This is a genomic window from Microbacterium sp. MPR-TSA4, from assembly GCF_058792815.1.
This window is the reverse complement of the sequence record NZ_JBXAFF010000009.1, coordinates 26178-38994: the sequence shown is the minus strand read 5'-3', so window position 1 is coordinate 38994 and position 12817 is coordinate 26178. Positions and strand designations below refer to the sequence as shown.

General features: G+C 71.1%; 15 protein-coding genes. 4 read left to right on the top strand and 11 right to left on the bottom strand.

The features are described from left to right. Positions 1 to 15: 15 nt before the first annotated feature. Genes AC1Q49_RS06320 through AC1Q49_RS06310 form a run of 3 tightly spaced genes read right to left on the bottom strand, consistent with a single transcriptional unit; the run spans position 16 to position 1740 of the window. Positions 16 to 651: an anthranilate synthase component II gene (locus AC1Q49_RS06320; protein ID WP_492491226.1), complete on the bottom strand. Its 636-nt coding sequence runs from the start codon at positions 649 to 651 to the stop codon at positions 16 to 18. After that, complete coding sequence (locus AC1Q49_RS06315) at positions 644 to 802, bottom strand: hypothetical protein (RefSeq protein ID WP_223848761.1); 159 nt, start codon at positions 800 to 802, stop codon at positions 644 to 646. Before AC1Q49_RS06315 ends, AC1Q49_RS06320 begins: the two co-directional genes overlap by 8 nt. Continuing rightward, a complete protein-coding gene (locus AC1Q49_RS06310) occupies positions 802 to 1740 on the bottom strand; it encodes a class E sortase (RefSeq protein ID WP_371836326.1) in 939 nt (312 codons plus the stop codon). Before AC1Q49_RS06310 ends, AC1Q49_RS06315 begins: the two co-directional genes overlap by 1 nt. A gap of 55 nt (positions 1741 to 1795) precedes the next feature. Here AC1Q49_RS06310 and AC1Q49_RS06305 point away from each other — a divergent pair, with 55 nt between their 5' ends. Then, positions 1796 to 2035 (top strand): cell division protein CrgA, encoded by a 240-nt coding sequence (locus AC1Q49_RS06305; protein ID WP_060959608.1) that lies wholly within the window; start codon positions 1796 to 1798, stop codon positions 2033 to 2035. A gap of 147 nt (positions 2036 to 2182) precedes the next feature. On the opposite strand, the gene AC1Q49_RS06300 is transcribed toward AC1Q49_RS06305, so the two are convergent. Further along, positions 2183 to 3025 (bottom strand): rhomboid family intramembrane serine protease, encoded by an 843-nt coding sequence (locus AC1Q49_RS06300; RefSeq protein ID WP_060959607.1) that lies wholly within the window; start codon positions 3023 to 3025, stop codon positions 2183 to 2185. Positions 3026 to 3044: 19 nt separating this feature from the next. Next, positions 3045 to 3602: a peptidylprolyl isomerase gene (locus AC1Q49_RS06295; protein ID WP_492491225.1), complete on the bottom strand. Its 558-nt coding sequence runs from the start codon at positions 3600 to 3602 to the stop codon at positions 3045 to 3047. A gap of 91 nt (positions 3603 to 3693) precedes the next feature. Here AC1Q49_RS06295 and AC1Q49_RS06290 point away from each other — a divergent pair, with 91 nt between their 5' ends. Together AC1Q49_RS06290 and AC1Q49_RS06285 are read left to right on the top strand one after the other, a co-directional pair. After that, complete coding sequence (locus tag AC1Q49_RS06290) at positions 3694 to 4263, top strand: hypothetical protein (RefSeq protein ID WP_060959605.1); 570 nt, start codon at positions 3694 to 3696, stop codon at positions 4261 to 4263. A gap of 113 nt (positions 4264 to 4376) precedes the next feature. Beyond that, positions 4377 to 4859 (top strand): aminoacyl-tRNA deacylase, encoded by a 483-nt coding sequence (locus tag AC1Q49_RS06285; protein WP_060959604.1) that lies wholly within the window; start codon positions 4377 to 4379, stop codon positions 4857 to 4859. Here AC1Q49_RS06285 and AC1Q49_RS06280 read toward each other — a convergent pair. Together AC1Q49_RS06280 and ilvD are read right to left on the bottom strand one after the other, a co-directional pair. Then, a complete protein-coding gene (locus AC1Q49_RS06280; protein ID WP_060959603.1) occupies positions 4843 to 5280 on the bottom strand; it encodes an NUDIX hydrolase in 438 nt (145 codons plus the stop codon). The genes AC1Q49_RS06285 and AC1Q49_RS06280 overlap by 17 nt on opposite strands. A 64-nt stretch (positions 5281 to 5344) precedes the next feature. Then, positions 5345 to 7243: a dihydroxy-acid dehydratase gene (gene ilvD / locus AC1Q49_RS06275; protein ID WP_492491224.1), complete on the bottom strand. Its 1899-nt coding sequence runs from the start codon at positions 7241 to 7243 to the stop codon at positions 5345 to 5347. A 76-nt stretch (positions 7244 to 7319) separates the two neighbouring features. On the opposite strand from ilvD, the gene AC1Q49_RS06270 reads away from it, so the two are divergent. Further along, complete coding sequence (locus tag AC1Q49_RS06270; RefSeq protein WP_492491223.1) at positions 7320 to 8174, top strand: helix-turn-helix transcriptional regulator; 855 nt, start codon at positions 7320 to 7322, stop codon at positions 8172 to 8174. A 15-nt stretch (positions 8175 to 8189) separates the two neighbouring features. Here the strand turns inward: AC1Q49_RS06270 and AC1Q49_RS06265 are convergent, their stop codons facing one another. Genes AC1Q49_RS06265 through AC1Q49_RS06250 form a run of 4 tightly spaced genes read right to left on the bottom strand, consistent with a single transcriptional unit; the run spans position 8190 to position 12776 of the window. After that, the gene (locus AC1Q49_RS06265) at positions 8190 to 9488 is read right to left on the bottom strand and encodes an ABC transporter permease (protein WP_492491222.1); all 1299 of its coding nucleotides are present in this window, start codon (positions 9486 to 9488) and stop codon (positions 8190 to 8192) included. A 1-nt stretch (position 9489) separates the two neighbouring features. Beyond that, the gene (locus AC1Q49_RS06260) at positions 9490 to 10182 is read right to left on the bottom strand and encodes an ABC transporter ATP-binding protein (RefSeq protein ID WP_101307103.1); all 693 of its coding nucleotides are present in this window, start codon (positions 10180 to 10182) and stop codon (positions 9490 to 9492) included. Beyond that, a complete protein-coding gene (locus AC1Q49_RS06255; protein WP_492491221.1) occupies positions 10179 to 11795 on the bottom strand; it encodes an efflux RND transporter periplasmic adaptor subunit in 1617 nt (538 codons plus the stop codon). Before AC1Q49_RS06255 ends, AC1Q49_RS06260 begins: the two co-directional genes overlap by 4 nt. Next, on the bottom strand, positions 11796 to 12776 hold the full coding sequence (locus tag AC1Q49_RS06250; RefSeq protein WP_101307104.1) for a hypothetical protein: 981 nt from the start codon (positions 12774 to 12776) through the stop codon (positions 11796 to 11798). Positions 12777 to 12817: the final 41 nt, after the last annotated feature.

Below are 12817 nucleotides of genomic sequence, written 5' to 3'. Positions count from 1 at the left end.
CGGCCGCGCGCGGGCTCAGCCCCGAAGCGGGTGCAGTCGCGCGCCGCGCGCCGCCGCACCGGGCACGCCCACCCGTTCGAGCCAGTTTCCGAGCAGCAGGTAGCCGCCCTCGGTGAGCACCGCCTCCGGGTGGAACTGCACCCCCCACAGCGGCAGGTGGCGGTGGGCGAGTCCCATCACCACCCCCGACGCCGTCTCGGCCGTGACGTCGAGCTCCTCCGGGAGCGTGTCCCGCCTCACGGCGAGCGAGTGGTACCGGGTCGCCGCGAACGGTGACGGCAGTCCCGTGAAGGGGACGTCCCCGCGATGCCGCACGTGCGAGGTGGTGCCGTGGCGCAGTTCGGGCGCCTCCGCCACGGTCGCCCCGAAGGCGACCGCGAGGGCTTGATGCCCCAGGCAGACACCGAGGAGAGGGATGCCGGCGGCAGCGGCGGCGCGGACGACGGCGACCGACGACCCCGCGTCCTCGGGACGTCCCGGACCGGGGGAGACCAGCACGCCGGCGAACGCTCCGATCGTGCGGACCGGGTCGGCGACGGCATCCGCTTCGACCATGTCGGTGTCGGCGCCGAGCTCGTGCAGGTAGCCCACGAGCGTGTGCACGAAGCTGTCGTGATTGTCCACGACCAGCACGCGCGCGCGATCAGCCACCGACAGTGGCCTCCTGCGGGTTGATGAACTGACCGACCCAGGGGAACACGTACCAGAACAGGCCGTAGAGCACGGCGGCCAGCAGGACGAGGAGGATGAGCACCCGCACCCAGGCCGGGCCGGGCAGGACGCGCCACAGAGCGGCATACATCAGGCGGTCACTCCCTGAGTCAGTGAGGCGGGGGCACCCGCGGCGGTCGGGGTGAAGCTCTCGAACACCGCGTAGGCGATGATGCGCTCGAGCATGTTGAGCTTGGGGGCGCAGCTGGTCAGCGTGAGGTAGCGGCCGTTCGCCGCCAGACCGACCTGCTGCGGCACGGGGAGGAGGACCTCGACCTGGGTGTCCTGCACGTACTCCAGCGTGCGGAAGCGGTAGGTGTACCAGCCGTCGGGCGTCTGGATCACGATCGCGTCGCCGATGACGAGCTTGTCGATCGGGTCGAACGGGGCGCCGGAGGTCCAGCGGTGCGCGGCGTAGACGGTGTTGCCGACCTCGCCCGGCATGGCGGTGTCGGTGTAGTGACCGATCTCGCCCGCGTCGAGGATGTCGCGACGACCCGTTCCGGCGGCGACCGTGAACTGCCAGTTCGGACCGAAGCGAGGGATGAACATCACGCCGAACTGCTGGCCGTAGTCCTGCTGGGCCAGGACGGGCACGACCGGATCACCCGTCTCGGTCGGAGACGCGCTCGGTGTCGCACTGGGCGAGCCGGATGCCGTCGGGTCGTCGCTCGGCTGCTGCAGCCAGCTCTGCGACAGCGCGCTGGCCTCGTTGTGCTTCTGCGAGCCGATGATCAGGTCGCCGATCCACATCTGCCAGGCGACGTACAGGAGGGCGACGACACCCGCCGTGATCAGCAACTCGCCGAGCACGCCCAGGAAGGACGCGCGCCGTCGCGGACGCGCGGGGGTCACGACGGGGGTCGCGGGAGCCTCCGCGGCGGGTGCGGCGGAGGTGGCGGCATCCGCGGACGAGGGGGTCGACGGACCGCCCGCACCGTCCTGTGCGGCGAGTCGGCGCGCGCGGCGCGACGTGTGCTCACCCGGGCCGGCGACCCGGGGCCCGTCGTCGCCCATACCCTCGTTCACGGTGTGATTCTCGCACAGCATGGCTGAGGGAGACCTGCCAGGTAGAATCTTCGCCATGGCACGTTCAGGCAAGGAAGACGAGCAGCTCGCGGAGTACGGCGAGGGCGAGTCCGCACCCAACCCGGTGTGGTTCAAGCCCATCATGCTCGGGCTCATGATCCTCGGTCTGCTGTGGGTGATCGTGTTCTACCTGAGCAACCAGGCGCTGCCGATCCCGGGCATCGCCGGCTGGAACCTGGTGATCGGCTTCGGCATCGCCTTCATCGGGTTCCTCATGACGACGCGCTGGCGCTGACCCCCGCACGACCCGTCGTCCGCGCTGTCCACAGGCGCATCCCCCTGTGAATTACACCGGTGTGATTCATCCCCATATGTGGATGAAGCTGTGGATAACTCTCTCCCGCGGCACCCGCGGACCCCGCCTCCCGCGAGGCGCACGGCGTCAGGCGTACACGAAGAGCGGCACCGCCAGCAGCGCGACGAGCCCGACGGCGACGGCGATCAACAGCCAGGTCTGCAGCGCGCGCTGACGGATCTTGCGGGTGCGTGCGAAGATCACGCCGATCAGCGCCCCCACCAGACCGCCGCCGATGTGCGCCTGCCAGGCGATGTTCGACCCCGGCAGGAACGTGATCACCAGGTTGATCCCCAGCAGCACTGCGATCGCCGTCACGTTCGCGCCGAGGTGTCGGCCGATGATGAACATCGCACCCAGCAGACCCCAGACCGCGCCCGAGGCGCCGACGACCACCGTCGCCGGCGCGAGCAGTGCCGTGAGCACCGACCCGCCGACCGCACTCAGGACGTACAGCGTGAGGAACCGCCACCGCCCGAGCAGCGGTTCGAGGCTGCGCCCCAGCGCCCACAGCGCGAGCATGTTGAACGCGATGTGCCAGATGCTCGCGTGCACGAGCGTCACGGTCACGAGCCGCCACGGCTCGGTGTAGGCCAGGGGGGCGTAGAACGCGAGCGCATTGCGCACGGTCGCGCCGACCCCGCCGGGGATCAGGCCGATGAGGTAGAGGGCGCTCGTGACGATCAGGAGCGCGTACGTGACGACCGGCTTGCCGTCGAGTCCGGCCACGCGGCGCCGCGGCATCCGCGTGACGTTCGCCGCCTTGCGCTGGTCGGCCAGGCACTCCGGGCAGATGACTCCCACGGGCAGCGGCGTCTGGCACTCGGGGCAGATCGTCCGCAGGCAGCGCTGACAGAGCACGAAGCTCTGGCGATCCGGATGCCGGTAGCAGAAGTTGTCCGGGTTGGTCCGGAGCTCGGAGTCGGTCACGCCGGCCGGTTCCGCGCGATCAGGCCGCGACGACGTCGATGGAGCTGATGACGACGGGCTCGATCGGGCGGTCGCCCGCGGCGGTCGGGACGGCCGAGATCGCGTCGACGACGGCGCGCGACGCATCGTCGGCGACTTCGCCGAAGATCGTGTGCTTGCCGTTGAGCCACGGCGTCGGGTCGGTGGTGATGAAGAACTGCGAGCCGTTCGTGCCCTCGGCCTTGCCGGTGATCGCGTTGCGACGCAGACCCGCGTTGGCCATGGCCAGCAGGTAGGGCGCGCCGAAGGTGAGCTCGGGGTGGATCTCGTCGTTGAAGTTGTAGCCCGGCCCGCCGACGCCCTGGCCGAGCGGGTCGCCGCCCTGGATCATGAAGTTCGGGATGATGCGGTGGAAGATGACGTCCTTGTACAGCGGGCCCTCACCCGGCTTGCCGTTCGCCGGGTGCGTCCACGCCTGCGAGCCGTCGGCGAGACCGGTGAAGTTCTGCACGGTGCGGGGTGCGTGGTCTCCGAAGAGGTTGACGACGATGTCGCCGTGGTTGGTGTGGATGGTCGCGACGGCGGTGTGGATCGGCATGCCTAGCATTCTCTCACCTGTCAACCCCTCGCAAGGCCCGGGAGGTCTGGCAAGATGGGATGAAACCCAGCCGGAACCCAGGGAGGGCACCGTGAGCCTCAGCCGCAAGCGCAAGAAGGAACTCCGCAAGCTCCAGCACCAGGCGAACACGCTGTGGGAGTCGCAGCAGGTCCTGATCGGACAGGCCGGCGAGGTCGCCCGCGAGGCGGGACGCCAGCTCGGCAACTACAACCGCGAGCAGGTCGTGCCGACCGTGCAGCACACGTATGAGAAGTACGCCGCCCCGTACGTCGAGCAGGGCGTCGCGACCTCCAAGAAGGTCTACAACGACAAGGTCGTCCCGACCGCCGGTGCCCTGATCGGCTCGGCGCTGTCGGTGTGGGATGCCGCGAGCGAGAAGCGTCACGACCTCGCAGCCGGCCGCGGTTTCGGCTCGATCGACCTGGCGGCCATCCAGAAGAAGGCCGACAAGTACGGCAAGAAGGCGACCAAGCAGCTCAGCGTCGCGGCACCCAAGAAGCGCATCGGCGCCGGCGGTGTCATCGCGATCCTGCTCGGCGTCGCCGCGGCCGCGGGCGTCGTCTACGCCGCCTGGCAGACCCTGCGTGCCGACGACGAGCTGTGGGTGGCGGACGACCCGCTGCGCGCACCGGATGCCTGAGCAGCCCCGGTCGTCGAGCTCCCGCAGCCCCCGGTCGTCAAGCTCCCGCAGCCCCCGGTCGTCAAGCTCCCGCAGCCCCCGGTCGTTGAGCGAGCGCAGCGAGTCGAAACGCCATGACTGATCCGCTCGCGCGCGTGCGCACCGCCGCCGCAGCGCGCGGTCTCGACATCGAGCTGCGCGAGCGACCCCCGGCATCCAGTCTCGACGAGGCCGCGCGGTTGCTGGGCCTCCAGCCGGCCGACATCGTGAAGACCCTCGTGGTGAAGAAGTCGGACGACACCTACCTGTTCGCGCTGATCCCCGGAGACCTGGCGATCTCGTGGCCGAAGCTGCGCGCTCTCGTCGGCGTGAACAAGCTGCGCCTGCCGGAGCCCGAGCTCGCCCTGCAGGCGACGGGGTACGAGCGGGGGACGATCGTCCCCATCGGCAGCACGACCGACTGGCCGGTGTACGCGGACGCGTCGATCGCCGGGCGCCGCATCGCGATGGGCGCCGGCGCGCACGGGTACAGCCTCTTCGTGGACGCCGACGAACTGATCGCCGCCTACGACGCCACGGTCGCCGACATCTCGCAGCCGGTCAGCCCGACGCGCTGACGGCGAGGCCGGCCATGCCGAGCGCCACGTCGACCAGCTTCACCCGTTGCGGCGGAAGGGCGCTGAGCGGAAACCACTCGGCGCGGTCGGTCGACCCGTTCTGCTCGTGCCGCAACCGGCCGCCGGTCACCTCGGCTCGGTAGACGATCCGCAGGGTGTGGAGCGGTTCCGTGTCCTCCGCATACACGCGTCTGCTCGCGGGGATCACGCGGGAATGGATGCCGAGGAGCTCACCCACCCGCACGCGGAAGCCGGTCTCCTCCCAGACTTCACGGCGGGCCGCGTCGACGGGGTCCTCACCGGGCTCGAGGCCACCGCCGGGCATGGTCCACGCGCCGCGGCGCCCCTGATGCCAGTGGGCGAGCAGCACGCGATCGTCCGCGTCGACGACGACGGCGTACGCCGCAACCCGCAGGTCCATCCCGTGAGCCTAGCGGGCGCGGCTATGACGCCGGGAGGCGTCTTTTCCCCGTCGGACACGCGGGTCAGACGGCCGCGGTCCGCAACTCCCGGTCGCGCAGGGCGCGCTCGACCGCCTCGACGTCGCGCACGGCGCCCCGGTCGGCCGACGTCGCCATCGCGGCGTAGGCGCGCAAGGCGAGCGACACGGGACGGTTGCGGTCGCGGGGCGCGTAGCCGCCGTCCGCCAACAGCCGGGCGCGCCGACGCTCGAGCTCATCGTCGTCCACGCGCAGGCTCATGCCGCGCGAGGGGATGTCGATGTCGATGATGTCGCCGTCCTCGACGAGCGCGATGATCCCGCCGCTGGCCGCCTCGGGGGAGACGTGTCCGATCGACAGACCCGACGTGCCGCCGGAGAACCGACCGTCGGTGACGAGGGCGCAGACCTTGCCCAGACCGCGGCCCTTGAGGAACGAGGTCGGGTGCAGCATCTCCTGCATCCCCGGCCCGCCCTTCGGTCCTTCGTACCGGATGACGACGACATCGCCCGGCTGCACCTGCTTGCCGAGGATCTTGGCGACCGCCTCCTCCTGCGACTCGCACACGACCGCCGGTCCCGAGAACACGAGGATCGACGGATCGACGCCCGCCGTCTTGACGACCGCCCCGTCGACGGCCATGTTGCCGCGCAGCACCGCGAGCCCGCCGTCGGCCGAGTACGCGTGCGCGGCGGACCGGATGCAGCCGTTCTCGGCATCCTCATCCAGCGCCGCCCAGCGCTCGGACTGCGAGAACGCGCTCGAGGACCGCACGCCGCCGGGGGCCGCATGCCACAGGTCGCGGGCGGTGTCGGACGCGGTGCCTCCGCGCACGTCCCACTCCGCCAGCCACGAGGCGAGGGAGTCGGAGTGGATGGACGAGACGTCCTCGTTGAGCAGACCCGCGCGGTGCAGCTCGCCGAGGATCGTGGGGATGCCGCCCGCGCGGTGCACGTCCTCCATGTAGTACATGCGGCCGTACGCCGGGTTGGGGGCGATCTTGGCGAGGCAAGGCACGCGGCGGGAGATGGCATCGATCTCGTCGAGCCCGAAGTCGATGCCGGCCTCGTGTGCCGCGGCCAGCAGATGCAGGATCGTGTTGGTCGATCCGCCCATGGCGATGTCGAGCGCCATGGCGTTGGCGAAAGCGGAGGGACTCGCGACCGCCCGGGGGAGCACCGAGGCGTCGTCCTCGTCGTAGAAGGCGCGGGTGATCTGCACGGCGACCTCGCCGGCCTTCTCGTACAGGGCGCGGCGGGCCGTGTGCGTCGCGAGCACCGATCCGTTGCCGGGGAGGGCCAGGCCGAGGGCCTCGACGAGGCAGTTCATCGAGTTCGCGGTGAACATCCCCGAACACGAACCGCAGGTCGGGCAGGCGTTCTCCTCGATGCGCTGGATGTCGGCATCCGACACGGTGTCGTTGGCCGCCTCGGAGATCGCGTCGACGAGGTCGAGGGTGCGGACGGTCCCGTCGACGAGGGTGGCGCGGCCCGACTCCATCGGCCCGCCCGAGACGAAGACCGTCGGGATGTTCAGACGCAGCGCCGCCATGAGCATGCCGGGGGTGATCTTGTCGCAGTTGGAGATGCACACCAGCGCGTCGGCCTGATGGGCGTTGACCATGTACTCGACCGAGTCGGCGATGAGGTCGCGCGAGGGCAGCGAGTAGAGCATGCCGCCGTGGCCCATCGCGATGCCGTCGTCGACGGCGATCGTGTTGAACTCGCGCGGGATGCCGCCGGCGGCGGAGATCGCCTCGGACACGATGCGACCGACCGGCTGCAGGTGGGTGTGGCCGGGGACGAACTCGGTGAAGCTGTTCGCGACCGCGATCATCGGCTTGCCGAAGTCGGCCGCGTTGACACCGGCGGCGCGGAAGAGGGCACGGGCGCCGGCGGCGTTGCGGCCGTGGGTGACGGTGCGGGAGCGCAGAGGGGTGGGCATGGTTCCACCCTGGGGGCCGGCGGCGGTCGGCGGAAGTGGCTGCTGATACTAGTAGTGGGAGCACTAGGTTTGTGGAGTGACCGATGACCACCCCCATGACGTCCGTGACGACGGCCGTCAGCAACGACGGGAGCTCGGATCGTTCCTGCGCCGGCAGCGCGAGCGCCTCGACCGCTCGACGTACGGTCTCCCGCCCGCCGGACGCGGACGCACGACGGGCCTGCGTCGGGAGGAGGTGTCGTACCTCTCCGGCGTGAGCGTGACCTGGTACACGTGGCTCGAGCAGGGCCGCGACATCCATCCCTCGCGCCAAGTGCTCGACGCCGTGGCGACGGCGCTGCGCCTCACCGATACGGAGCACGACTACGTCCTGAGCCTCGTGGGACTCGCTCCGAGGCCCGCGGTGCGCGCGGGAGCGGTGGACGTCGCCCCCGCGCACGTCCAGCGCTTCCTCGACGCGCTCGACGAGCACCCCGCCTACGCGCTCGCACCCGACTGGGGCATCACGGGGTGGAACCGCGCCTACGAGCGGCTCTATCCGGGGGTCGCGACCACGACGCCCGAGGATCGCAACCTGCTCTGGCTGGTCTTCACCGATCCGTCGGTGCGCTCGCTCCTGGACGACTGGGATGACACGAGCCGCCGTTTCCTCGCCGAGTTCCGCGCCGAAGCGGGCTCCCGACTCGGCGACCCGCGGTATCGCGACCTGGTGGCCCGTCTATCCGCCGCGAGTGACGACTTCCGTGCGCGCTGGAACGAGCACGGCGTGAGCGGGTTCCGCTCCCGCGAGCGCGTGTTCCGGCATCCGGCGCTCGGACGCCTCGTCTTCGAGCACCACCAGCTGCGCCCCTCCGACGAGACCGATCTGCAGCTCGTCGTCTACGTGGCGGATGCCGAGACGCGAACGCGCTTCCACGGCTCGGCATCCTGAGCGGGCGCCTCGCGGTCAGCTGCGCAGGGCCACCACCGGCTCGATCCGCGCCGCGCGGCGCGCCGGGATCCATCCCGCGACGAGTCCGACCACTCCGCCGAGGACGGCGCCGGCGGCGGCGAGCAGCGGGTCGAGGACGGGGACCCAGCCCGCGACGAGCGAGACCGCGAGCACACCGAGCACCGCGAGCGCGGCCCCCATGATGCCGCCGAGCAGCCCGATGACGACCGACTCCACGACGAACTGCCCGGCGATCTGCCGCGAGGTCGCCCCCAGCGCGCGGCGCAGGCCGATCTCCGGTGTGCGCTCCATCACGGAGAGCATCGTCACGTTGGCGATGCCGAGGCCGCCCGCGAGGAGCACGATGACCCCGAGCGCCACGAAGACGATGTTCACATCCGATTGCACGCCGCGGCTGAGGTCGCTTCCGGCGCGGGGCGCGGCGACCTCGACGGCATCCGGATCGGCGGGGTTGAGGGTGAGCGGCGCCTGGTCCTTCACCTGCGGCCCGGCGCCGACGACGATCCGCGCCTGCACGCTGCCCGGTCCGCCGAGGCCGAAGTCGGCACGGGCCGCGCCGGTCGGGACGATCACGGCGTCGAGCAGGTCGGCGCGACGTTCGAACCCGTCCACGATGCCGATGACGGCGTACGCGATCCCCCCGATGAAGATCGACGGCTGACTGTCGATGCGGTTGATCGAGAGGCGCTCCGCCACGCGGGCGCCCACCACGGCGACGCGGTCGCCGCGCCGATCGTGACCGAGGTCGAACATGCGCCCCGCCTGGACGGTGCCGCCGATCGTGTCGAGCAGCTCCGCGGATGCCGCGACGATGGGCGGGGCCGCGGGCAACGCGATCGAGGGGTCGTTGACCGGGACCGCGGTGACGGTCGCGCCGTCGGGAAGCGCCACGTCGGACAGGAGCACGGCGGACTCGACGCCCGCGAGGCGCTCGACGCGCTCGACGGCATCCCACGGCAGCCGCGCGGTGGCGACCTGTCCGCCGCCGCGCGTGCTCGCCGTCGACGGAGTGATCTCGATACCCGTCGCCGCGGCGGCGTCGAACTGTCGCGCGATCTGTCCCGCGGCCGTCTGCGCGAAGCCGAGTGTCGCGACGAGGGCGCCGACGCCGAGGACCGTGCCGGCGAGGGTCATCACGAGTCGTGCCGGTCGTGCGCCGATGTCCACCGTCGCCTCGGCGACGAGGTCGGCCGCGGAGAACCGATCCGCGCGCGCGACGGGCGGGACGAGCCCGTCGACGCCCGCTTCCTCGGCGGGAGGACGGCGGTCGCGGCGACGCGGGATCCATCGCACGTCAGGCCACCTCTTCCAGTCGCCCGTCGGAGATGCGCACGCGCCGCCCGGCCCGTGCGGCCACGGTGCTGTCGTGCGTGATGACCACCAGCGTCTGACCCTCGCCGTGCAGCTCGTCGAACAGCTCGAGCACCTCGTCGGAGGTGCTCCGGTCCAGGTTGCCGGTGGGCTCGTCGGCGAGCAGAAGGCTCGGCCGGCCCACCACCGCACGGGCGACGGCCACCCGCTGCCGTTCGCCGCCCGACAGGAGCGTGGGCAGGAAGTCGACGCGGTGACCGAGACCGACGCGGTCGAGCGCCGCGCGCGCCCGTGACTCGCGCTCGCCCCGCGGCACACCGCTGTAGAGCATGGGGACCAGGACGTTCTCGAGGACGGTCCGACGGGGCATGAGGTGGAACGCCTGGAAGACGAAGCCGATGCGCCGGGCTCGCACCGCCGCACGCCGATCCTCGTCGAGGGCGCCGGTGAGGACGCCGTCGAAGCGGTACTCGCCGACACTCGGGCGGTCGAGCAGGCCGAGGATGCTCAACATGGTCGACTTGCCCGACCCGCTCGGGCCCACGATCGACACGTAGTCCCCGGTGTCGACACGCAGATTGATCCCCTTGAGAGCCTGCACCTCCGGCGGTCCGGGAAACGACCGGGTCACGTCGCGCAGTTCGACCAGGGGTGCGACGGCATCCGCCGCACTCACTTCCCGACCACCACGAGGTCGCCCTCCGTGAGCTCGCCGCCGGACGGCGTCACCTCGACGACACCCTTCGCCGACAGTCCCGTCTGCACGGTGACGAGCCGCGTCTGCGCGCGAGGGTCGCGAGGATCACCGACGATGACCTCGACGCGTGCCTCCCCGCCGGTGCCCGCCGACAGTGCCGCGAGGGGGACGGAGAGCACCTTGCCGTCGGTCGCGCCGACCGGGATCGACACGCGGACGTTGCTGCCCTGGATCTGCTGGATCTGCTCGGTCGAGAGGGGGTCGGGGGTGAGCGTCAGCGACCAGCGGCCGTTCGCGTCTCTACCGCTTGCGGGGGTGATCGCGGCGATCGTCGCCGTGTGCGCCGCGCCGTCCGGCAGCGCGAAGCTCGCTTTCCCGCCGACCGTCAGAAGCCGCGCGTCGGCCGAGGCCACCGAGCCGGTGAGCTGCACGGTGGCGCCCGAGACGGTCATCGCCTTTCCCTGCAGCACGCTGCCGCGCTTGGCCGTCACCTCATCCACACGTCGCGGAAGACTGCTGAGATACAGCACCTCCGAGGAAGGCAGCGCGGTGAGTGCCGCTTCACGGGCCCGCGCCAGGTCGGCCTCGGCCTGGGCGACCTGCTCGCGCGCGGCATCCCTCGCGGCGCGCTGCGCCGAGGTGTCGGGAGCGGCGGACAGCTGCTCGCGCCGCAACTGGGCCAGCGCGAGGTCGTCCTGGAGATTGGCGATCCGCGAGGGTGCCTCACCCGCGGCCTGGGCGTCGGCGACCGCGCGCTGCGCGGCGGCGACCTCGTTGTCCGCCTGACGGATCTCGACCGCCGAGGCGCCGGAGGCGGCCTTGCCGAGATCGGCGGATGCCGCGCCCAACGACTGCTGCGCCGACTGTAGCCCTTGCTCCGCTGCGCGGACGGTGGCGGCCGCGGAGGCATCCCCGCCCGGGGCGGGATAGCCGGCGGCCGTGTACAGCGCGTCGACGCCGGCCGCGGTGGTCTCGTCGAAGCGGTCGGATGCCGGATCGCCGCCGTCGATGCCGACCGCGCGCAGCGCGTTCTTCAACTGCACGACGTCGGGGCCGGAGACGCCGAAGCGGAGCGTGCGGTACGCGGGCAGCTCGCCCGGCAGGACGATCACCGGCCTGCCGGCCACTTCGAGCGCGATCGACAGGGGGTTCAGCTCCGCACCCGTGGCGGGCACCTGGCCGGTCACGACGGCGGGACCCTCGACGCTCGCGGTGTCGATCGTCACCTCCGTGGCGTCGGCGTAGCCGACGTCGGCCCGGACGGTGACATCGTTGCTCAACTCACCGAACTCGACGGGCACGGTGACGAGCCCCGCCGCGGGCGCGGCGGCGTTGGCCCCACCCGCCGGCGCGACGACGAAAGTCCCCACGAGGAGTCCGGCGACGAGGGCCCCGGTCGCGACGAGCGCGGTGATCCACAGCGCTCGATTGGCCCGCAGCATCCCTCGCCAGCCGGAGCGGCGCCCGGCATCCGGCGCATCGGATGCCGCCGCATCACCGGCGGGCACGACATCGTCGGCAGGTGCGAGATCGCCGAGCAGGTCGACCTCGGAGGAGCGGTCGGGGTCGCCGGCGGCGCGGTCGCTCGTCATCTATCGTCCCGCCTGCTCGGCGGCCGCCTTGAGCGCCTCGAGCTCGGCCTTGTGGTCGGCGATGAACTGTCGCTCCAGCTCGAACTGCACCTTCTGCTGCTCCGCGGTGTATCCGGTCTTCGTCCGGCAGTCGAGGTCGGCGAGGGCGACGGCGACCTCCTCCTCGGCGAGCGTGGCGAGTTCGGGGTCATTCTCCTGCGCACCCGAGGAGCCGCTCATCTTCTCGTAGTACGACGACAGCTTGTTCGAGATCGACATCTGCGCGTCGGTCTGCGCCGAGAAGCCCGTGTGTCCGGCGTCGCTCATGCAGGACGACCACTTCTGGTTGATCTCCGCGAAAGCCGTGTTGGTGGCCATGTCCGTGTAGAACGTGTTGATCGCTTCGTTCAGCGAGGCGAACTGCTCGTCCTGCATCGGATCGCTGTTGGTCTCGTGCTGCGCAGCGCCCTGGCATCCCGCCGTCTTCCAGTCGTACTCGTACGACCCGTCCTCGCCGAGCTGGTCCTCGGTGGGCTGCGGTCCGTAGAGCGCCTCCCAGTACGCGGTCTGCTCCGTCTGGGAGAGGCTGTCGAGGTAGCCCTGGTTCGGGTCGGTGTACGGGGTCTCCTGCGCGGGCTGGTCGGACATCGGGTTCTTCACCATGCCGTAGCCGTACTGCGAGACCCAGTCCCGGTCGTCGGGCTTCCACATGTCCGCGTCACCGGCCGAGAACGAGACGTTCTGGGTGTTCGGCGTGTACTCGAAGCCCTGGTCCTTCATGCACTGGGCGACGAGCTCCTCGGACTTCTTCTGCGATTCGGCGTATCGCTGCTCCTGCTCCGAGGCCGACAGGTTGGTGCCGTAGACGGCGCCGAGGTACTCCATCAGCGGCGAGTCGGTCTTCCCACCATTGCCGTCGGAGGCGGCCGTGCAGCCGGATGCCGAGATCGCGAGGGCGACCGCGGCCAGCGTGGTGGTGGCGATACGGGTGAGGGTCTTCATGGCGGGGGTCCCATCGTGTCGTCGGAGCGAAACGGCTCCGA